Genomic DNA, 20284 nt, shown 5'->3' on the forward strand with positions numbered 1-20284 from the left:
CCCACCCCTCCAGCACTACCTGAAGCACAAATAGCAGGACTGTTTTATCCTGGGTTTCCACCAAATCTGCCAGGAAGCGCAAGAAGGGGTCGTCTGTCCCCAGGAGGTCTTTTTCCGGCAAAAAGCGACTAATCTGGGCAAGGTGAGTCACTTCGTCGGAGCTGAAGAGTGCGTAGAGCATTCGCTCCTCGGTGGTTTCTGCCAGCAGCACCATTTTTGCCATGTAACCGACTCCGGCTTTTTCGATGAAATAGGCTTCTTCTAGAAGCCCGCTACTGCATCGCCGCAGGATTTCTGCTTGCTCTTGTTGGCTAGAATCTTGGAAAATCTTGACTTTCTCAAGACCAAAGTGAGCGGCGTCCCAGTAGGAATTGCTCATAAATTCTGGGGAAATCGGATCGTCACCCAGCCGACTCTTCAAGGCTGAGGAGAGTACGCGATGCAGCTTGTCGTCAGATGGGATATGGGGCAAATCGAAGCCTGCTGTTTTTTGGTATTGATTCATCGGCTTTGTCTCCCCATAAATAGCCGTCGATAAATCATTTTTGATAACGGTAGGCGCAACCTATCTGGCAAGATTTGTTGATAAATATGGGTAAAATGGGCATCCCAGCCGACTCGACGGCGGAGTTGGCGATCGCTTCCTTCGGCAATATCAGCAACCCGTTTGGCGACCAGATGCGTATTATCCTGAGCCGTTGAGATAACTCGCTGATTCAGCCTCCGGTAATTTTCCGTCTGGATTCGATAAGTTTCAGCGTTTCCTTCCCCCCAACTCATATTCTTGCCATTATTCGTCGTCTTGCTGGCTCCAGGTTCTACCAAGGCGACACGAACCCCGTGGGACTCAAGCTCGTAATAAAGACTCTCTGCTAAGCCTTCCAGAGCATACTTGCTGGCGCAATGAGCCGAGGTTAAGGGAAAGCCCGTAAAGCCGAAGGTGGAGGAGATAAAAATCAGGGTTCCCTGTGCTTCCCGAATCAACGGAAGCAAAGCGCGAGTCAGGAACACCGCACCGAAGAAATTTACCTCAAATTGACGGCGGATTTGCTCCTCGCTCAAATCCTCCAAAGCGCCGTAGAACCTGTAGCCTGCATTATTTACCAAACAATCCAGCCGCCCTCTTTGGCGAACTGCTTCAACTACGGCATCTCGTTGGCTGGATTCGGTGATTTCCAGACTGAGAATCGTCAAGCGATCGCTATATTTTTCTAGGGATTCCGTGAGGATCTCCCGTCGCTGTTGCGCGTTCCGCATCGTACCAATGACGTGCCAACCCCGCCGAAGAAACTCATCAACCATAGCCCGACCAAAGCCGGACGAACAGCCTGTAATCAATACAGAACTCATCTCGCCTCCGTGGTTAGGGAGAGAGGAGGAAGGACTGAGGACTGAGGACTGAGTGCTGAGGAGGGAGGACTGAGGACTGAGGGCTGAGGACTGGGTGTTGAGGAGGGAGGACTGAGGACTGAGGAAGAATTCTCCTTTACCTCTCGGCTTCCCGGACCTTCTGCTGCGAGAACAGGGGAGTCTTGCACCTCCTTCCCTTGCAGGGAATGGGGTTGGGAGGTTAGGTCTGCCTTATTCAAATCATATTGCCGATGCTCCTCCTCCGGCAAAGCCGCCTCCCAAGTTCCCCACGCGATCGCTCTCTGTTTCTCGACGTGCTGGATGAACTGGATAATCGACTTATCCTCTTTCGTCGGAGTCTGAAAGTCAAACTTAATCGTTTGGAAAACTTGGGTGTCTCCTTTGGCAAAGTAATTCCCCACCATTTTCGTCAGCCAAAGCACGATTCGGTTAAACATCCAGCCGAGTACACCCGGACGCTTCTTAGTAATTAATAAAGTCTGTCCTTCAGTTTTTCCGGCTTCGGTGAGGCGAAGGGCAAACATGATGTAGAAATGGAGGAAGTCTGGCCCAAGTGTCACAGTGCCAGTGCTGCCGTACCAGTAGCACATACTATAAGTAACTTCATTTTTATATAAGGGGCGGATTAGTTTTACAAACAGAGATTCGTCCCCTCCCCGCGTGGTGTTACTGAAGGCGATCGCGTTTCCGTCTTCCTGCTTCTCGAACACTATTTTCAGTGGCAGGTTGTGAACGGTATTGAAGTGTTGGGCGTCGATAGCGTTGATCATCACCACGTTGGGGTGACAGTTCTTCACAAAGCGAGACGCGATCGCCGCATCGCATTCTTCGTCTTTGAGTTCTGGAGGACACGGCAAAGGCTGTCGTGGCGCTTCTCCAGTCCAAACCCATACCATTCCGTACTTTTCCGCCGTAGGCCAACTTTGCACCTTCGCTGGAAGCGGCTTTTCCAAACACGGAATATCGATACACTTTCCCACTTGGTCATACTTCCAATTGTGGAAAAAACAGCGAATCCCGTTGCCTTCGACTTTTCCCTCGGCAAGGTGTGCGCCCATGTGCGGGCAATATGCATCGAGAGCGATCGCTTTCCCGTCCTCGCCCCGATATATCGCCAGTTCCCTCCCCAAAAGGGTTACAGGCTTTACCTCACCCACCTTGAGATTGTGAGAGGGAATTGCCCAGTACCATCCCTCAATAAAGCGATCGGGATTGTTAAAAGTTTGGGTTTTGCGAAGAGAATTAGACGCTTGCAAATTAAAATTCACCATAATTTATATACTAATAACGTTCAAAACTTCACGCCTGCGTGAATGTGCCGATCTAGAAAGCTTGACATAGGGAAGTTTCCCGCCTCCATCCAACCCTAAAATCAGTTTGGGGTTCCTATTTCTTTATTACACTAAGAATTTGCAAAGCTCTGGAATTTATGACTTAGTTTAATAAATTTTTGTTTCAATCTAATTTAATTCATTCCATATTTCATTAAGCACCATCTAAAAATTGTTCAACTTTTAGTTTGTCTTATAGTAGTCTGCGTTTAGCGTTAGAAATTTAAGACTTATTTATAGATCCCTCTTCTCTTTTTTCTCTTTCCTTCGCGCCCTTCGCGCCTTCGCGGTTCGTAAAAAAAGAAAATTCTCCAACTTCTTTAGCACTAACCTATGAAATTTCAATCATTTATAAAAAACTCTTTAGGCTCGAAAAGATTAGCCCAAAGAGTGTATCAACGTGCCCAACGAGCCGTACCCGCTTACAAACAGTTTTTAGAAACTCAAGGAATTAAAGCACGAGTTCCATTTAACCAGCTACCTTTGTCAGACAAAAAATCCTATGCTTTAGCTTATCCATTCGAGGAATTGCTAGCAGATAATGCTGATAAAATTTATGCGATCGCTCGTTCTTCCGGATCATCCGGAAACTCATTTTATTGGCCTATTCTAAAATCAAATAGCCGTTTTGTCGGTCTTAAAACCCGGATATTTCTGGAACGAACCTTTGCTGTACACAAGAAAAAAACGCTGGCAATTGTTGGACTTAGCTTAGGAAGTTCTCTCGGAGGAGTATCGTTTTCCTGGGCGTTAAATAATATGGCAGCGAATACGCCTTATCCTTTCTGGGTATTCTGCCCAGGTATCCAGCAAGATGATATTATTGAAATGATCTGCAAGATGAACCAATTGGTAGATCAGATTATTCTATTGATTGTACCATCTGCGATCGCGCATCTTCATCTAAAGGCAAGTGAGCAAAAGCAATCGCTTCCATTAGAAAAATTAAGATACATCGTAATTGGTGAACCTTTTCCAGAAAGTATCCGCACTTCTTTGCAAAATCGGGCGGGGATAGCAGAAGATATTCCATTTATGTTTTCCATGTACGCCAGCGCCGATACTGGGGGACTGGGAACTGAATCTCTCGCTTCGATCGCTTTGCGAAAACTACTGTATCGTAACCAGAAACTTGCTAATTCGCTAGGTCTAGAATCTCCCATTCCTCACTTCTTTCATTTCATTGCTTCTGACACTTTTGTGGAACTTGTTGATGGTCACTTTTGCGTAACTCGTTGGCAAGGAATTCCGCTAGTGCGCTACATTCTCTACGACCGTGTTGCCTTATATAGTTGGAGCAAATTAAGAAAAACAATTCTTACTTCGGACAAGCTAGATTCTCAGGATGAAGCTTTAGTTAAGATTATTGCAAAATCTAGCCCTTGGCTTCCAAATATTTTAGCAGTCACGGGTCGCTCAGATAGTTGTTTAATTCTTTTAGGTACTAATCTGACCGAATATATGTTGGATGCAGCGGTAAAATGCGAAGAACTCAACGATATTCTCACCGGACTATACCGCGCCCGAATTGTTTACGAAGAAGATCAACAGTATCTAGAGTTCGATTTGGAAGTTCGGCAAGGCGTCACATCCGATGAAGCAGTAAGCGATCGCGTCTATTACTCTTTAGTAAAAACCTTAGGGCAAGTTCAACCCGAATTTCTTGATGATTGGAAGCGCGTTTTTAGCGCTTGGGACAACGTTCCGAATAAACGTATTCTCCGGCTGAATTTTTTACCTTGGCCTGATTTATCTCAGAACACAGAGAACACTATCAAACAAAGAGGAATTGTTAATCAGTAATTATAAAGGATAAAAAAAATTACCCTCATCTTTACTTACGAAAATTCTTTCAATTCTCTCATAAACGAGAAAGAAGCATATTTCCTCCTACCCGTGAACGGGGAGGGCTGGGGTGGGGTTCCGAATTACAAGTAAGAGTTTAAGAAAAAATCCCATCAACCATGTAAGCTTTTATCATATTGCACTTTCCCATAATCCAACTTCACAATCCTATCGGCAACTTCAAAATAGCGGTCATCGTGACTAACAACCAGAACCGTTTTACCTCTACTTTTTAACTCTGGCAACAGTTGCGTGTAAAAAACTTCCTTGAAGACTGGGTCTTGATCTGACGCCCATTCGTCAAATATATAAATAGGACGATCTTCCAAATACGCCGTTAATAAAGCAAGACGCTTGCGCTGTCCTTGGGATAAGGCAGTAGTGGAAAGGATACCGTCTTTTACCTGCACTTTACGATCTAATTCCAGCTTTTCTAAATACTTTTGGGTTTGGGTAGTTAGCGATGGAGTGTCTAATCCTAGAAGACGGTTGAAGAGATAGAAGTCAGAGAAAACAACTGAAAACTGTTGGCGATACCACTCGCGATTTTTATCTGTAATCGCTTTACCGTCAAATTGAATTTCTCCTGATTCCGGAATATAGAGTCCAACTAGCAGCTTCACAAGAGTAGATTTGCCACTCCCGTTCCCACCCACAATAAACACTAATTCTCCACGATGAAAAGTTACGTCGAGTGGTCCCAAAATGAAGCGATGTTCTTCCCGTTCGCCACGGTAAGCATGAGTCACTCCCACTAATTTTAAAGAACTCCACTCAATCTGTGAATCTAGCGTCGTTGTTAGATGCTCCTCAGTTCTCTGGGCTACCAACGATAAGCCAAGCGATTCAATCTTATCTAAAGCAACATTCGCTCTACTTAAATCGGGAAGAGTGTTTAAAATCCCCCGCAACGGAGTAATCATAAATACGATTGTTAAGGCGTAGCCGGATAGAACAGAAACAGGAATATTTCTTAGTAAAGGTAAACCAAAAATCAGCAACCCAATGGGGACGAAGAACAACAGTAGCCCCCAACTTCCAGCAAAAGCGAAAATACTCATTGCCGCAACTCGGTAATGGCGCGAAGATGCAGCGGCAGCCTGGAGGTCTTGAGAGAGAAACGCTTGGCGTCTAGAGTGGTGCAGCTTGAGTTCCTTCGTCCCCTCCGTGGTAGTCCGAAAATGCTCGTATAACCTATCTCGCACTTCGCGGGAAAGCTTGAAAGAATCCCTACCCTTCGTCACCAGTAGAGTATGACTCAAGATTCCTAACGCCATGAAACCTAGGATGAAAAAGAATAGAGGTACAGATAGCCAGCTCAAATAGAGCAGGCACGCTACTAAAATAGCGACATTTACAAATAGTCCAGAAACAGAAATAGAAGCGCTAGAAATTACCTCAATATCTTCTGTAAGGGTAGCTAAAAGCCGGGAGGAGCCAATTTCTTCTAAGTGACGCAAGGGACAAGCCAGAATGCGTTGATTTAATAGCATTCGCAGATTGAAGATGACCTCCTCTGCTAATCGGGCAATCAGGACTTGGGACGCAGTCATCGTCACAAACAGAAGAAAGCACAAACTAACAAAGCTCCAAGCCAGGGTCGTTGTTGGTAGTTGAATATCTCTTAAGGTGAGGTTAATCAGGGCTATTAGACCCGCACTACTCCCACCACTGAGAAGACCTGTCAATGCAGCCAGAATGACTGTTACCCAAGAATTTTTGAGGAGAAGGCGAATCAGCTTCATGTAACAACACCCCAGTAGATAAAGACCAGCACTATCCTGTCAGATGCTTAGTCCAATTGTCGTTACCGTCGGCAAATTGTCTTTATCCGGAAAGAAGAAGCAGTTGCTACCAAGTCACGCGATCGCTTAATTTCTCAAGTAAGCTGGGGCCAACTCCTGGCACTTTGTCAAGGTCTTGTAACGAGGTAAAAGATTTCTGCTGACGCGCCTCAATAATGCGTTGCGCTAATTTTGGCCCAACTCCAGGCAATGCCTCGATTTCTTCTTGAGTTGCAGTATTGAGGTTGACCAGATAGGGATCGGACTTAGGGCTAGGAATCGAGGATTGAGGAGAATTAGAGAGACTTTTCGGTGGTTGCGCCTTTTGAATCGGAAGTTTGGCTTTTGGATTGGCAGTTGGAGTGGTTTGGGAGGGTTGAGACGTGGTTGTTAACTGGGAACATTGTTTCTGTTGTGCTTGTATTTTCTGCCCAATCCCATCAGGAACACCTAACACAGCATTCTTATAAAGGCGGTCAAATTCGCGCTCATAATGGGCAGCAACAGTCGGACTTTCAATGACTAACACCGTCTCATCATTGCCGCTATTGGCGGCTTCTGACCAGTTGTGGGAGCCAGTGATGACGTTTTTTTTATCCACTACCCCAAATTTGTGATGCAACAAATCGCCCTTTGGCAGTAATGGCACGCCAACTGTGGTAATCGGTTCTTGCCAGGGGCGGTTATCAACCTCATACTTGCATTGATTGCTCAAGGCAAGCCCCATCATGTCCAAAGCTTCGCTGTAGGGACGATAGACAAAATCGGGGTCGATTAAAGCCCGTACCTGCACCCCATTTTGATGGTCGGTTTCCAAAATATTCGCTAAATGCTGATCGGAAAAAACAAAAAGCGCCATATCAACACTTTGGACAGCGGTACTTAAGATTTTGCCAATTAAGCCGTTACTGGTTTGGTTCCAGGGTTGAGTGGTCGAAGTTGGAGAAAACTGGACGGTGACGGTGGTATTGACAAGCTTGACTTGCTGTGGGGATCGATAGGGCTTTTTGATGCCAAATTTACTATCCGGATTGCCTCCTGGGCCATCGCCCCACATCGCGTTAAACTCTTGGGTGAAAAGGGTTGCCAACTCCGGACTATCGATTTTCAGCAAGTTGTTGGCATTGCCCAAACTGGTAGGCTTGGCAAAATCACCGTGAATATCCGACGTTGTAAAGTTAGCGGAAGTCACGATAAGTTTTGCGTTATCGACGATCACAAATTTGTGATGCATCAGGCTGCTACCTTTAGAACCGTCAGCCGTATCGTCAATTGTCGGAATACCCGCGTTGCGTAACATGACCAAGGCATCTCCTTGGTTAATTTCCGCTGGACTGAGCTGATTATCGCTGTTGCGGTCTACTAATTTGAGAAATTCTTGATAGCGTTGCTGTTCTCGTTGTGGCAGTTTCGCTAACTCTGCTGGAGCGATCGCACTGAGAGGACGACTGTAGGTATTTTCTAAAATTACCCGAACTTTTACCCCAGCTTTCTTGCGATCCACTAGCGCCTGTGCAATCTTTGGTAAGCGCAACTCTTGCACCGCCACATCAACGCTGGATTTAGCAGACGAGATCGCATCGACAATCTGTTGCTCTAAATCATCTCCCTGTCGTCGTTGCTGGCGGTAAGGTTCAGTATATTCTGCTGTTTGGGCGTGGTTGAAATATACCTGGACAAAAGGATCTTGCGGCAGAGGCGTGAGACGGGAATTCTGCGACTGCACTCGCTGACACGCGCCGAGAGTTAGCGCCAGCAGTAACGTGAAACCCAGACGGATTGTCGGCGGGGAAAAAAGAAGATGCACGGGAAGTTGGATTCGCTGATAGATGCTGATAGATACAGAGGATAGGCGAACTCGCCATCCCTTTTTTACGTCATCGAAGCATAAATTTCTTTCATCACCCACACGATAACCTGACGGATTCGTGGTGTCATCACCGATTTTTCGTCAGCAAGCGAAAACGATTCTCAAAGACTTGCCCCTCTTGCATTAACATAAACTGCAAGCGGACAAAATATTCGATCTTGTCCAACCGCCCACGGCGGAGAGTTTCCACAGGATAAAAGCTTTGTGGGGGTGGGAGGCACCAAGCCACACCACTATTTTTTATGCCAACCAGAAAAAAAACGTTTTCGTGCGGTCACAAAGGTCATGGTCAAACCTGCCATCGCTGCGTTCAAGAACGCGCCACCTGGATTCAAAGAAAACAGGAAAAACAGGAGTGGGAAGAATCTTTTTCACTCGATCCGATTAATTTAAGACATCTTCCCGCTCATTTGGTAGTGAAGGCGCGTGCCATCATCGCTAGATTGGAGGGTAGCCGGAACTATATAGAATTTAGGGGCAAGCGGATGCGCCACAACCGCTTGATTATTAGTATCCCTTTGAGCCGCGACTACCGGATGATTTGCCGCGACTGCGGGACGAAGCTGGTGCCAGAAGAAGTCATGTCTCACGAAGAATATAACGTCTGCAAACCGGGTAGTTAGGTGAGAGACGCTCTAGCGAGAGGCGCTATATGCTGAAAGAAGAGACAGCCTGTCGCTTAATCAACCATGCAAATTTATCTGGATTATAGTGCTACTACGCCCACTCGCCCAGAAGCGATCGCAACCATGCAAACTGTCCTCACCGAGCAGTGGGGCAATCCTTCCAGCTTGCACGAGTGGGGGCAACGGGCAGCAACGGTTCTGGAACTGGCAAGAATTCAGGTCGCTGGACTCATTAACGCACCGGCTGAGTCGATTATCTTCACTTCTGGCGGCACCGAGGCAGACAATCTGGCGATTATGGGGGTTGCCCGCAGCTACAGGACGCCCCAGCATATCATTATCTCCAGCGTCGAGCATTCAGCCGTGTCAGAACCGGCGCGTTTATTAGAGTTGTGGGGTTGGCAGGTGACGCGGTTGCCGGTAGATACTAAAGGACGGGTGAATCCCACCGATTTAGAAAAGGCGCTGCAACCGAATACAGTCTTAGTTTCGATTATTTACGGGCAAAGCGAAGTCGGCACGCTACAACCGATAGAGGAATTGGGCAAGATTGCCCACTCTCACGGGGTGTTGTTTCACACCGATGCCGTCCAAGTCGCTGGACGCTTACCGATTGACGTGCAGCGGCTGCCAGTGGATATGCTTTCTCTTTCCAGCCACAAAATCTATGGCATTCAGGGCGCGGGTGCGGTTTATGTCCGCCCTGGTGTAGAGTTAGCGCCTTTATTGTGCGGGGGAGGGCAAGAAATAAAACTGCGTTCCGGGACTCAGGCGGTTCCGGTGATTGCTGGTTTTGGCGTGGCAGCTGAGTTAGCGGCGCAAGAATTGGTAACAGAGACGCCGAGATTGACAACATTGCGCGATCGCTTATTTTCCCATTTAGCGGATGTTCCCCACCTCATCCCTACTGGCGACAGGCAGCATCGGCTACCCCACCACGTCAGTTTCAGCGTCATCGGTGAGAGTGAAAAAGTCACCGGAAAAACCTTGGTGCGGCAGATGAACCTGGCTGGAATTGCCATCAGTGCGGGTTCCGCCTGTCACAGCGGCAAACTCAGCCCCAGCCCCATCTTGCTGGCAATGGGATACAGCGATGCAGTTGCCTTGGGAGGCATTCGCTTCACCCTGGGACGGGACACAGAGGAAGCTGATGTAGACTGGGCGGCAATGGTGCTGAAGCAAGTTTTAGAGCGATTGATGCCTGTTTCCAAGAATAGCTTTCAGCCGGAGCGAGTTTTGAGTTTAGAATTTTGAATGCTAACGACTCACAGTAATCAGTAGGTGGGAATCATTAACGACAAGATTAAACCGAATCCCCAACCTCCTTCCCGTACTGCGCGTTCCTAACGGAGGCAAGCAGCAATCCCGACACAATTAAAACATTCTTTCTCTTGTCCCCTTTCCTCTTAGGAGAGGGTTAGAAAGAGGTTTTTTAATCAATTTGACATTTTGGCTGAATCCACTTAAATTCAACAATTTTCGAGATGGCAGAACTTCCCAAATCACTAGAAGAAGCGATCGCGCAATCCCGTGAAGCAACCCAAGCTGCGATCGCCAATGGTTACACCCGCATCAAGGTCGAGTTAGTCTTCCCAGAACTCAAACCGATGCCCGTCGCCTTGCAATTTATCGAAGCCTTTGAGGAGATGGCATCGGAGTTGAAAGTTTTCTTTCCCGACGCTGGGGCAGCTGCCCTTGCCCGCCGCGACTGGGGACAAGTACCCTTTAAAATTACAGATATTGGCAGTAGCCGAGCGTCCGTAGATGAGAAAATTCACCCAGAAGATCGGGTTTTCTTGTTCGTTGAACCTTCCGCAGTAGAAGTCTTGCAAGTCGAAAAACTGTGCGAAGCAGCAGGCGATCGCCCGGTTGTTCTCCTCAACCCTAATCTAGAAGACGCCGCTATTATTGGCATTGGCTACGCGGGACGACAATTGCGCGATCGCTTCCTGACTACCCTGGAATCTAGTTACTATCTCAGACCCCTTGACGGTGCTGCGGTGCTTCGCTGCTACCCGTCCCCCTGGCAAGTTTGGCAGGAAACCAAGGACAACTATCAGCTGATTGCCGAAGTTTCTACAAAACCCGTGGGCGAAGAACTTGACAACATCCTGGCAGGAACTACTCAGGGTAAGGACGCCGCCAATCCCAGCAACCGCAGCAGCGACACCGCAGCGCCGAAAAAACCTGGATTGTTCACCAATTTACAACGGTTCATTCGTACCCTGAGCCGTTAATTGTGTGCGTAATAGCGATCGCGCCCTGCGGCTTTTGCCTGATAGAGAGTGGTATCTGCTGCGGAAATCAGCATTGCTGGTGAGGATTCTAAAGTCGGAACTACACTAGCAATGCCCAAACTGAGCGATATCTGCTGACTAGCTTGAGAATTAACGTGCGCGATCGCTAACGCCTTCACTTCAGCGCGGATTTGCTCAGCAACTCGGATTGCTCCCTCAACTACGGTATACGGCAAAATTATCGCAAATTCTTCTCCGCCGTAACGAGCCACTAAATCCGTCGAACGCTTCACTGCACGCCGAATCGCACTCGCCACTGCCTTTAAACATTCATCTCCCGCTTGATGACCGTAAGTATCGTTGTAGAGTTTAAAAAAATCGATATCGCCCAAAATTAAGGATAAGGGTGCTTGCTCTCGCACCAGCCGCTGCCACTCACTATTCAGATACTGGTCAAAGCAACGGCGATTCGCTACCTGAGTCAAGCCATCTAAAACGGCAAGGCGCTGCAACTCCTGATTCGCTTCCTCCAACTGTTGATAAAGTTGGGCTTGTTTAATCGCGATTCCCGCCTGTGTTGCTAATTCTTGGAGTAAATTAATCTCTAGCTGCTGCCACTGTCGCGGTTGCGAACAATGATGAGCAATCAATAATCCCCACAAATCCTCGCCTTGGAGGATGGGAACCACCAAGTTTGCTCTCACCTGAAACTGAGCCAGTAAATCAATGTGACACGGACTTATCTTTGCCGTATAAATATCTTCAATCGCTAGAATCCGACCGTTTTTGTAAGGCTCCACATAAGTTTGTGCAAAGCAATGGTCTGTCATCGTCGAGCCTAAAATTGGCGTCCACCGAGAATCGACCGACTCAACTGCGATAACGCCACTCCAGTCTGGATGAAAGCGGAAAATGACTACCCGGTCGCAGGCAAGAAATTGTCGCACTTCTGTCACCGTCGTGTTGAGAATCTCCTCCAGCTTCAGAGATTGACGGATTTGGTGAGTAATTACCCGAATCAACGACTCCCGCTTTGCCTGCTGCAATAATGCCTCTTCAGTAGCTTTTCGCTGGGTGATATCCGTGACCATTCCCAGGACTCCCGCATATTTCCCCGCTTGATCGAAGATGGGATTGGTAGAAACAATTGCCCACAGCGCGGAGCCATCCTGACGGCAGAATTTAAAGTCATGTTGTTCTTTAATTCCTTGGCGGCGACGTTCTATTAAAGCTTCTGCGATCGCGCAACCTTCGTCATCCATAAAAGCAAACAAAGGCTTGCCTAACATTTGAGCGGCTGTTAGTCCTAGCATTTGTGCCATCTGGTTATTCACAAAAGCTGTATTCCCCTCTGGATCGAGAACCCAGATCCCTTCAACGGTGGTTTCGACAATTCGACGATACCTCGCTTCGTTTTCCCGTAGTGCTTGCTCTGCCTGCTTGCGCTCGGTTAGGGAAGCAATAGAATTAGCCAAACTTCCAATCCATTTCAGGAATGAATCATTGCATTGAACGATTTCCCGATGGGCTAAACTTAAAACTCCGATCGACCGTTGGTTGACGATCATCGGCATACAAATGAAAGTTTTAATCTCTGACTGCGAGAATATTTTATTAAAGTTACTATTCTTGGCTGACTGCGAAAGCTCCGTCTTCACGACAGGTTGACCCGTGCGAACCACACTCCCCGAAACTGTCTGGTCTACCGGCACCTCAAGAACAGTTGTGTCCGCAGGCAAGGGAACTCCTTTTAGCCCTGCAAATACCATCATTTGCCTTGCTTCGTCATAAAGTTCGATGGTGATAATCGGAAAACCAGTATCAATGCTAATTTCTTCAACAATCTCTTGAAATGCAGTGTAAAGAGATTGAGTCCCCTGCGCGATTTCTGAAATTTTGTATAGCGTTAGCCGTTCTAGATTGCACAGGGTAAGCTGGTTTTCTGAGTGTTTGCACTCGGTAATATTCTGACCTTCGGCAATCAATAAAGGTAGCTTATGCTGTGCCTCAACAAACTCTGTTTCCACCTTCAAAATCTTCAACGAGAAGTCAAAGGTGGCGACAGTCTCTCCAACACCCCGCATCTCAACTTCGTAACTCACGATTTCTCCGGCTGCTGCTTGAGCGATCGCGCATTTTAAACGTTCCTGGATCTCTGGCGAAACGCTCCACCACGGCGCTTCCCAAAAAAAACAACCTATTACATCACTTGCAGTGATTCCACCAAAGTTTAGCGCCGTCTGATTGGCTTCTAGGACAATCCCGTCTGATTGCAGTAGCGCGATAAATTGGGATGTTTGATTAAAAATAGCGCGGAATCGTCTCTCACTTTCGCTTAACGCTGTTTCAAACCTTTGTCGTGAGAGAATCTCTTTTTGGAGTTGTTCCTTCGTCTGGATCGGTTGATCTATTAATGCTGCAACTAGCTCTTCAAAATGCTCTAACTGTCCGCGAGGAGTTGTTGCCTGAGAACTGTCATCCCAGGGTACTAATTGATGAGGGTTCATTTCCTACACTCCTAATACCATTGGCGCAAAAATACCCCTCTCCACAAGAACAGTAGCCAAGCGATCCCCTGAGCAAATGATGCCATACCATAGGTTTACACATCCGCCCCAAGGATCGTTAAAGAAAACATAAAATGTTATTAATCTTTCGCTGAGCGGCGGCTTCAGAAATTTGCAGTTGAGGCGGCTTGATAGATGCGATCGCTTGGGTTAGCCCTTGGATGCAGATTTTTGTACTAGCGCTCCTGGCTTCCTTGTAGCGGCGTTCTTGAAGAAGCGATCCCATAGGCGATCGTGATTCAACGGTTAGTGCAAACGGCGGATGTATCAAGGGAGGCACTTTTCTGAACACGAATGTAAAAAAATACTCTTTTGAATTTTCATAGTCTTGATGGGTATTCTAAGCTTAGGGTGACAAATCGGCATTAGAAACACTAGCTATGTTTCTTAAAACATTGTGATTTAAATTCTTTTCGCTAGGGAATGGCAATGTTATTTTATTCTTAAATCAGGGATTCAGCTCTCCGATTCTTCGCTAAATCGAGAATTTAGCCCTCATAAATCATTTAATGTTGCTATATTATTCCTAGCATTGGCAGACAAAAAATCTTATGACTCTAATTAGTTTAAAAAAGCTGATTTCTAAAAAAGAAATTTCTTCGCTCATCGCTGACTTAATCGAGACATTGGATAGCTCTGTAAGTATTATAGATGTCAACGGTAGTCTACTAATCGGGAATAGTATTTTTTCTTCATCAAATAAATTCCCTATACAGCTTTCAGAGGAAGTGATTGGATGGGTATTTGGCGGAGACAAAGCATCCAGTCTTGCATCGTTGCTTACCTATATAGCTGGAAAAGAGCTTGAAAAAAAGACGCTTGCCCGCGAAATACTTGATAGATATAAAGAAATCAACCTTCTCTATAATATTTCCGGGAAACTATCAGCTTGCTTGGATCTTAAAGAGATTGCTAAATTAGTGATTGATGAAGCTAGGAGACTTATAAAAACAACCAATGCTTCAGCGATGTTACTGAATGAAAAAACAGGAAAGCTTGAAATTATTGCTGCTTTTGGTCAAGAATATCAGCATAAAACTACCCTGTTTCCAGGTGAAGGTATCGCTGGCAGCGTGTTTCATTTAGGAAACGCAGAGATAGTCAATGATGTAGAGTCAGATTCTAGATTTATTCCAGGTAATAATAAGATAAAATCTCTAATTTGCGCCCCACTTAAGACACAAAATGTAGTTCTTGGCGTGCTTAATTTGAGTAGCAAGGAATTAGTCAATTATACAGCACAAGATTTAAAACTTTTCACTGCTTTAGCATCCCAAGCCGCAGCAGCTATCGAAAACGCTCTGCTCCATGAAAATAAACTTAGAGAAGCGCGGATTAAAAGTAATTTGGAAAGATATGTTCCTGCACAAGTCGTTGAAGCTATTTTAGATCCTCAAGAAGATATTTCTTTAGTTCCTGCTAAAAAAGACATTTCCATTCTCTTTTCTGATATTAGAAACTTTACCACTAAATGCGAGGAGTTAGAACCAGAAGCAATTGTAGAATATCTGAATGAATATTTCACTCACATGGTAGAGGTGATATTTAGCCACGGGGGTACTGTGAACAAGTTTGTTGGAGATATGATTGTTGCCATGTTTGGCGCACCTTCAACTCTTGTTGATAGCGAACGACGAGCTATTGAAACAGCTATTGAGATGCAAAAACGCATAAAAACAATCCCAGTTGCTTGGATTAGGGATAATTTTCTTACCGGGATTGGAATAAGTTCGGGAGAGGTAGTTGTTGGCAACGTTGGCTCTCCACAACACATGGACTATACAGCAATAGGAGATAAAGTTAATATAGCGTCTAGGCTGCAATCTATGGCGAAGGGTGAGCAGATCCTAGTTAGTCGTTCTATTTATGAGAGTACAAAACATCTATTTGAATTTAAGGAGATTGGGAGCGTTCAAGTAAAAGGAAAAAAAGAAGCTGTGGAAGTTTTTGAAGTTCTTTATTAAATAGTAAGAAAGAGAATGAATCAGAAGATATTAATTGTTGATGATGAACCTCACATTCGACTTTTGTTAGAACAAACTCTTGAGGATCTTGAAGATGAGGGCGTGGAATTACTAACAGCAACCAATGGTGAAGAGGCATTGGAGACAATTAAAACAGAAAAGCCAGCTCTTGTTTTTCTCGACGTAATGATGCCTAAAATGAATGGATTTGATGTATGTAATGCGGTTAAAAATGAACTAGAGATTAAGGACGTTTACATTATCATGTTGACTGCTAAGGGGCAAGAATTTGATAAGCAGAAGGGAAATGAAGTAGGGGCGGATATGTATATGACAAAGCCTTTCGATCCAGATGAGGTAGTGGCAAAAGCATCGAATATTCTAGAAATTGAGAGAGCTTAATTTTGTGAATAGATGTGATTGAACTATGTAGCTGTAAGTAGGTGTAGCCTGGGAGTTAGCGATCGCGCTATCAGAGCGCCTTGCCGTAGCCCGTACTTTGGGCTTAGGAAAAGAAAAAGATGTAAGATTGCCATAGCACAGTAGTAACTGTAATCAAGCTTTTTGCAAAAATCAAAATGGCGTTGAATGCCTACAGAGCTAGCTCAAGCGCCTGTAATATCAATCGCAAAAATATTTAGCAATATTAATTTTTTAATCAAATTTTGTCACTAAACGTTGAGGGTAAAATATGCAGTCAGAACCGAAAGCAAACATCCTTTTGGTTGACGACCATCCAGAAAATCTGCTGGCGTTAGAGGCAGTATTGAGTAGCTTAGGGCAGAATTTAGTCAAAGCAAATTCGGGGATGGAAGCCTTAAGATGTTTGCTAAATGAGGATTTTGCTGTGATTTTGCTCGATGTCCAGATGCCAGAACTGGATGGATTTGAGACAGCAAGGCTGATTCGAGCTAGAGAGCGATCGCGCCAGACTCCGATTATTTTCCAAACCGTATACGGCACAAGCGACACTAATATATTCACAGGTTATTCCCTAGGCGCGATAGACTACCTGGTTAAGCCGATTGAACCGGAAATATTACTCTCGAAAGTATCGATGTTTGTTGGCCTGTTTAAGAATACAGCACAGGTAAAACAACAAGCATTGGACTTGGAAGCCGTCAATGCAGAACTTAAGAAAAACGAACAGCAATTTCGTTCTTTCAGTGCTTGTTTGCCTGTCGGCATTTTTATGACAGATATTGAAGGTAAATGCACTTATACAAACCCGCGCTGTCAAGCAATTTGTGGCTTTACACTTGAGGAAAGCTTGGGAGATGGTTGGTTGCGGTCAGTTTATCCGGAAGATAGCGATCGCGTCATCGCACAATGGTATACCTACACGAGTCAGCGGAAGGAATATTCGCACGAATGTCGCTTTCAAACACGAGAGGGAATTGTACGTTGGGCTTACATTCGGTCATCTCCTTTGCTTTCCAATAAAGGCGAACTCATCGGTTTTGTGGGAACAGTAGAAGACATTACTCCTACTAAAGAGGCAGAGGCATCACTACGAGAGAGTAAGCAAATGCTACAGCTAGTGATGAACAACATCCCGCAGTTAATTTTTTGGAAAGATAGAAAGTCTGTTTATCTGGGTTGCAATTACAACTTTGCGCGAGTAGCAGGGGTTAATGCGCCAGAAGGCATTGTTGGCAAAACAGACTACGACTTGGCTTGGAATAAGGAGGAGGCGGACTGGTACCGCGAGTGTGACAATCGCATCATGGAGGCAGATACGCCCCAATATCATATCGTTGAAACTCAATTTCAAGCAGATGGCAAACAGTCTTGGGCAGAAACGAATAAGATTCCACTCCATGATGATGCAGGGAATGTTGTAGGTATTCTAGGTACCTATGAAGACATCACTGATAAAAAGTTGGTAGAAGAAACTCTGAAAAAGTCTGAGGAAGAGTTAAAAATTCGAGTAGAGGAACGTACTCTTGAATTGAATCATACTATTCAGAATTTGCAAAGCGAGATTGCCGAGCGCCAGCGGACGCAACAAGAGTTACAACAAGCTAAAGAAGCCGCTGAAGTTGCTAATTGTGCCAAGTCAGATTTCTTATCTCTTGTTTCCCATGAGTTAAGAACACCTCTTACCTCCGTCTTGGGATTCGCCAAAATTATCAAGAAAAAACTAGATTCCGTTATATTTCCTGAAGTTCAAAGTGAAGATAAGAAAGTTCGGAAAACCATCAAGCAAGTAGAAGAAAACCTTGACATCATTGTGTCTGAAGGGGAAAGACTAACAAATTTAATCAATAGTGTCCTTGATTTGGCAAAGTTAGAAGCAGGAAAGATTGAGTGGAAAACAGAACCAATTTATATATCTGAAATAATTGAACAGGCAACAGCGGCTACATCCGCCTTATTTGAAACAAAGCCGCTAAAGTTAATTAAGAATATCGAAAATGAACTACCTGAGCTAGTGGGTGATAAGGATAGACTCATTCAGGTTGTGATTAATCTAATTTCCAATGCTGTCAAATTCACGCCAGAAGGCTACATAACTTGCAGAGCAAAAAGAATCAATAACGAGGTCATTATCAGCGTTATTGATAGTGGCATAGGCATCGCTGAGGCTGACAAAGAGCAAGTCTTTGAAAAATTTAAGCAGGTAGGTAATACCTTAACAGACAAACCTAAAGGAACTGGTTTAGGACTGCCCATTTGCAAGCAAATCGTAGAACATCATCAGGGTAGAATCTGGGTAGAAAGTAAATTGGGTAAAGAAAGCAACTTTTCATTCACCTTACCTATCAGTACAGGCGGAAATTTTGAGTTTGAGAAAGTTGATTTGGACACCCTTTTAAAACAACTAAAAGGTCATGTGATCACTTCTAAAGCCTCTTCTAATAAACAAAAGAAAACAATTCTAGTGGTAGATGATGAAGCATCTATTAGAGAACTTCTCACACAGCAATTGGAAGCAGAAGGTTATATTGTTAGGCAAGCTAAAGACGGTATGGATGCCATTACACAGGTTAAAAAAGAACATCCTGATTTGATTATTCTGGATGTGATGATGCCTGCTATGAATGGATTTGATGTGGCAGCAGTACTGAAAAATGACCCTGAAACTACAACCATACCGATAATCATTTTATCAATTATAGAAGACAAAGATAGAGGCTATTGTTTAGGAATTGACAGGTATTTGGCAAAGCCAATTAACCAGGAAGAACTTCTAAATGCTATCGAATCGCTTCTGGCTCAAGAAACCTCAAAGAAAAAAGTTTTGGTAGTAGATGAAGATGAATCAACAATCAAGATACTTACTGATGTGTTACAGGCAAAAGGCTACAGCGTTGTTGAAGCTTCTAACGGTCAGGAATGTATCGAAAAGGCAATCTCAGCCAAGCCCGATATGATTATCATCGATTCAATCCTTTCAAAGCGAGACAATCTTGCCAAAACATTGCGATTTGAGAAAGGGCTGGAGAATGTTTTGTTTTTTTTAGTAGCAAACGGAAATGTAAATGGTCTAAATCAGTCGTGAGGGTTACAGGAATTTAACGTAGACGCGATCGCATCTTGCCGTCTCAACACCTGTTTCTGGTTCATACCCACTCCTTTCATACAATTTGACTGCTTCTTTGAGAACGCTGGCGGTTTCAATCCAAATTTCCTGAAAACCACGAGAAGCGATCGCATTTTCGAGTTGTTCTAACAAATACTTACCCAGTCCTTGCCCTCTCACAGCTGGCAATAGATACATTTTGCGTAATTCTACCGCTCTGTCCCCACGCTTCACTGGATAATACGCGCCAGTCCCTACCACTTTCCCTTCTCTTTCAATTACCCAAAACTCACCCCCAGGATCTTGATAAAATTTTTCTACCTCTAGAACATCCCTATCTGCCTCCTCTGGTTGCCAAGGCAAGCCATACTCGGTTAACACCGAATGGATGACATCAGCTGCAAAAGTGCGATCGCGCTTTTCCCAGCCACGAATCACAAAATCCCGATATTGAGCCTTCATCTGCTTCTTGCCTTTAGCTGTGAATTCTCGGTTCTGGATGCAGCGTTTCCAGCAACTGACTCTCAACGACGGCTAATTCCTCCAGCCGTTGGTTGACAACAGCACGCTCAAAGTAAGTATCGGCAAGCACCCAATAAACGCCATAGTGACGTGCTTCAGATGCCATCAAGCTGCCATAAAATTGGGCTAACTCTGGATCGGGTAAGTGGGTGGCGAGTAATCCCAGCCGTTCGTGACTTCGAGCCTCAATCAACCCAGAAACTAGCAAAGAATCCAATAACCGCTCTGGCTCCTTGGCGCGGATTTGCGCCTTCATCCCGGCACCGTAGGGAGGCGCAGAGAGGGCAGCAAGGGGGATGCCACAACGTTCCAGCCACTGATTAACCAGCTCAAAGTGTTCCAGTTCTTCGCAGGCGATCCTGGTAAGCTGCCGCACTAACTGAGTATAAGAAGGGTAGCGAAACATCAAATTCAAGGCAACTCCGGCTGCTTTCCGTTCGCAGTGGGAATGATCGAGCAGAATAGTATCCACGTTAGCGATCGCCTGATTTACCCAAGCGATACTACTAGCTTGTTTCAGAGCAATAATAACTGGCAGCGTAGCAGAAGACACAGTAGAAGACACAGGAGGCAAGGAACTTTAAGGTAAAAAACCCTGACATTTAACGATAGCGAGAGAATTTTTCTATTGATTGTCTCGC

14 protein-coding genes and 2 pseudogenes are annotated in these 20284 nt (G+C 45.2%); 7 read left to right on the forward strand and 9 right to left on the reverse strand.

The genetic code is table 11. The features are described from left to right. The 3 genes and pseudogenes from NDA06_RS04865 to NDA06_RS04875 form a co-directional block, all read right to left on the reverse strand. Positions 1–505, reverse strand: a pseudogene (locus tag NDA06_RS04865) (ferritin-like domain-containing protein); the annotation flags it as partial. After that, the gene (locus NDA06_RS04870) at positions 502–1350 is read right to left on the reverse strand and encodes an SDR family oxidoreductase (RefSeq protein ID WP_190984537.1); all 849 of its coding nucleotides are present in this window, start codon (positions 1348–1350) and stop codon (positions 502–504) included. The pseudogene NDA06_RS04865 and the gene NDA06_RS04870, both read right to left, overlap by 4 nt. Before the next feature lie 275 nt (positions 1351–1625). Next, positions 1626–2642: pseudogene (locus tag NDA06_RS04875) on the reverse strand (aromatic ring-hydroxylating dioxygenase subunit alpha); the annotation flags it as partial. A 393-nt stretch (positions 2643–3035) separates the two neighbouring features. Between NDA06_RS04875 and NDA06_RS04880 the strand changes: the two are divergent. Beyond that, entirely contained in the window at positions 3036–4505 is a 1470-nt protein-coding gene (locus NDA06_RS04880) for a hypothetical protein (protein WP_190984539.1), read from the forward strand. 155 nt (positions 4506–4660) lie between these two features. Here NDA06_RS04880 and NDA06_RS04885 read toward each other — a convergent pair whose 3' ends face one another. Together NDA06_RS04885 and NDA06_RS04890 are read right to left on the reverse strand one after the other, a co-directional pair. Then, a complete protein-coding gene (locus NDA06_RS04885) occupies positions 4661–6292 on the reverse strand; it encodes a cyclic peptide export ABC transporter (RefSeq protein WP_190984540.1) in 1632 nt (543 codons plus the stop codon). Positions 6293–6398: 106 nt separating this feature from the next. Then, positions 6399–8111, reverse strand: coding sequence for a phospholipase D-like domain-containing protein (locus tag NDA06_RS04890; RefSeq protein WP_347276985.1), 1713 nt, complete (start codon positions 8109–8111; stop codon positions 6399–6401). Between the two features lie 332 nt (positions 8112–8443). On the opposite strand from NDA06_RS04890, the gene NDA06_RS04895 reads away from it, so the two are divergent. The 3 genes from NDA06_RS04895 to NDA06_RS04905 all read left to right on the forward strand — a co-directional run bounded on the left by NDA06_RS04895 (position 8444) and on the right by NDA06_RS04905 (position 11064). Beyond that, positions 8444–8824, forward strand: a complete 381-nt coding sequence (locus NDA06_RS04895; protein WP_190413403.1) for a hypothetical protein — start codon at positions 8444–8446, stop codon at positions 8822–8824. A 66-nt stretch (positions 8825–8890) separates the two neighbouring features. Then, positions 8891–10081 carry a cysteine desulfurase family protein gene (locus NDA06_RS04900; protein WP_190984541.1) on the forward strand — a complete coding sequence of 397 codons (1191 nt, stop codon included), beginning with the start codon at positions 8891–8893 and terminating at the stop codon, positions 10079–10081. A 230-nt stretch (positions 10082–10311) separates the two neighbouring features. Further along, on the forward strand, positions 10312–11064 hold the full coding sequence (locus tag NDA06_RS04905; protein ID WP_190413407.1) for a DUF1995 family protein: 753 nt from the start codon (positions 10312–10314) through the stop codon (positions 11062–11064). Here NDA06_RS04905 and NDA06_RS04910 read toward each other — a convergent pair. Then, positions 11061–13571 (reverse strand): diguanylate cyclase, encoded by a 2511-nt coding sequence (locus tag NDA06_RS04910; RefSeq protein ID WP_190984542.1) that lies wholly within the window; start codon positions 13569–13571, stop codon positions 11061–11063. The genes NDA06_RS04905 and NDA06_RS04910 overlap by 4 nt on opposite strands. Before the next feature lie 118 nt (positions 13572–13689). Continuing rightward, on the reverse strand, positions 13690–13911 hold the full coding sequence (locus NDA06_RS04915; protein ID WP_190984543.1) for a hypothetical protein: 222 nt from the start codon (positions 13909–13911) through the stop codon (positions 13690–13692). A gap of 271 nt (positions 13912–14182) precedes the next feature. Between NDA06_RS04915 and NDA06_RS04920 the strand changes: the two genes are divergently transcribed. The 3 genes from NDA06_RS04920 to NDA06_RS04930 all read left to right on the forward strand — a co-directional run bounded on the left by NDA06_RS04920 (position 14183) and on the right by NDA06_RS04930 (position 19100). Continuing rightward, positions 14183–15595 carry an adenylate/guanylate cyclase domain-containing protein gene (locus NDA06_RS04920; RefSeq protein ID WP_190984544.1) on the forward strand — a complete coding sequence of 471 codons (1413 nt, stop codon included), beginning with the start codon at positions 14183–14185 and terminating at the stop codon, positions 15593–15595. Positions 15596–15610: 15 nt separating this feature from the next. After that, entirely contained in the window at positions 15611–15997 is a 387-nt protein-coding gene (locus NDA06_RS04925; RefSeq protein ID WP_190984545.1) for a response regulator, read from the forward strand. Positions 15998–16286: 289 nt separating this feature from the next. Next, positions 16287–19100 (forward strand): response regulator, encoded by a 2814-nt coding sequence (locus NDA06_RS04930; protein ID WP_190984546.1) that lies wholly within the window; start codon positions 16287–16289, stop codon positions 19098–19100. A 3-nt stretch (positions 19101–19103) separates the two neighbouring features. Here NDA06_RS04930 and NDA06_RS04935 read toward each other — a convergent pair whose 3' ends face one another. Together NDA06_RS04935 and miaE are read right to left on the reverse strand one after the other, a co-directional pair. Next, entirely contained in the window at positions 19104–19583 is a 480-nt protein-coding gene (locus tag NDA06_RS04935; RefSeq protein ID WP_190413425.1) for a GNAT family N-acetyltransferase, read from the reverse strand. A 13-nt stretch (positions 19584–19596) separates the two neighbouring features. Further along, positions 19597–20196: a tRNA isopentenyl-2-thiomethyl-A-37 hydroxylase MiaE gene (gene miaE / locus NDA06_RS04940; protein WP_190413764.1), complete on the reverse strand. Its 600-nt coding sequence runs from the start codon at positions 20194–20196 to the stop codon at positions 19597–19599. Positions 20197–20284 lie beyond the last annotated feature (88 nt).

Origin of the sequence: Trichocoleus sp. ST-U1 (genome assembly GCF_039961835.1) — a bacterium.
Taxonomy (GTDB): domain Bacteria; phylum Cyanobacteriota; class Cyanobacteriia; order Cyanobacteriales; family FACHB-T130; genus FACHB-T130.

What these genes read in the sequence shown, in the direction of transcription:
- NDA06_RS04930 (WP_190984546.1), top strand. Translation starts at nt 16,287, where the DNA reads ATGCAGTCAGAACCGAAAGCAAACATCCTTTTGGTTGACGACCATCCA.
- NDA06_RS04935 (WP_190413425.1), bottom strand. Translation starts at nt 19,583, where the DNA reads ATGAAGGCTCAATATCGGGATTTTGTGATTCGTGGCTGGGAAAAGCGC.
- NDA06_RS04910 (WP_190984542.1), bottom strand. Translation starts at nt 13,571, where the DNA reads ATGAACCCTCATCAATTAGTACCCTGGGATGACAGTTCTCAGGCAACA.
- NDA06_RS04920 (WP_190984544.1), top strand. Translation starts at nt 14,183, where the DNA reads ATGACTCTAATTAGTTTAAAAAAGCTGATTTCTAAAAAAGAAATTTCT.
- NDA06_RS04895 (WP_190413403.1), top strand. Translation starts at nt 8,444, where the DNA reads ATGCCAACCAGAAAAAAAACGTTTTCGTGCGGTCACAAAGGTCATGGT.
- NDA06_RS04885 (WP_190984540.1), bottom strand. Translation starts at nt 6,292, where the DNA reads ATGAAGCTGATTCGCCTTCTCCTCAAAAATTCTTGGGTAACAGTCATT.
- NDA06_RS04900 (WP_190984541.1), top strand. Translation starts at nt 8,891, where the DNA reads ATGCAAATTTATCTGGATTATAGTGCTACTACGCCCACTCGCCCAGAA.
- NDA06_RS04870 (WP_190984537.1), bottom strand. Translation starts at nt 1,350, where the DNA reads ATGAGTTCTGTATTGATTACAGGCTGTTCGTCCGGCTTTGGTCGGGCT.
- NDA06_RS04905 (WP_190413407.1), top strand. Translation starts at nt 10,312, where the DNA reads ATGGCAGAACTTCCCAAATCACTAGAAGAAGCGATCGCGCAATCCCGT.
- NDA06_RS04880 (WP_190984539.1), top strand. Translation starts at nt 3,036, where the DNA reads ATGAAATTTCAATCATTTATAAAAAACTCTTTAGGCTCGAAAAGATTA.
- NDA06_RS04925 (WP_190984545.1), top strand. Translation starts at nt 15,611, where the DNA reads ATGAATCAGAAGATATTAATTGTTGATGATGAACCTCACATTCGACTT.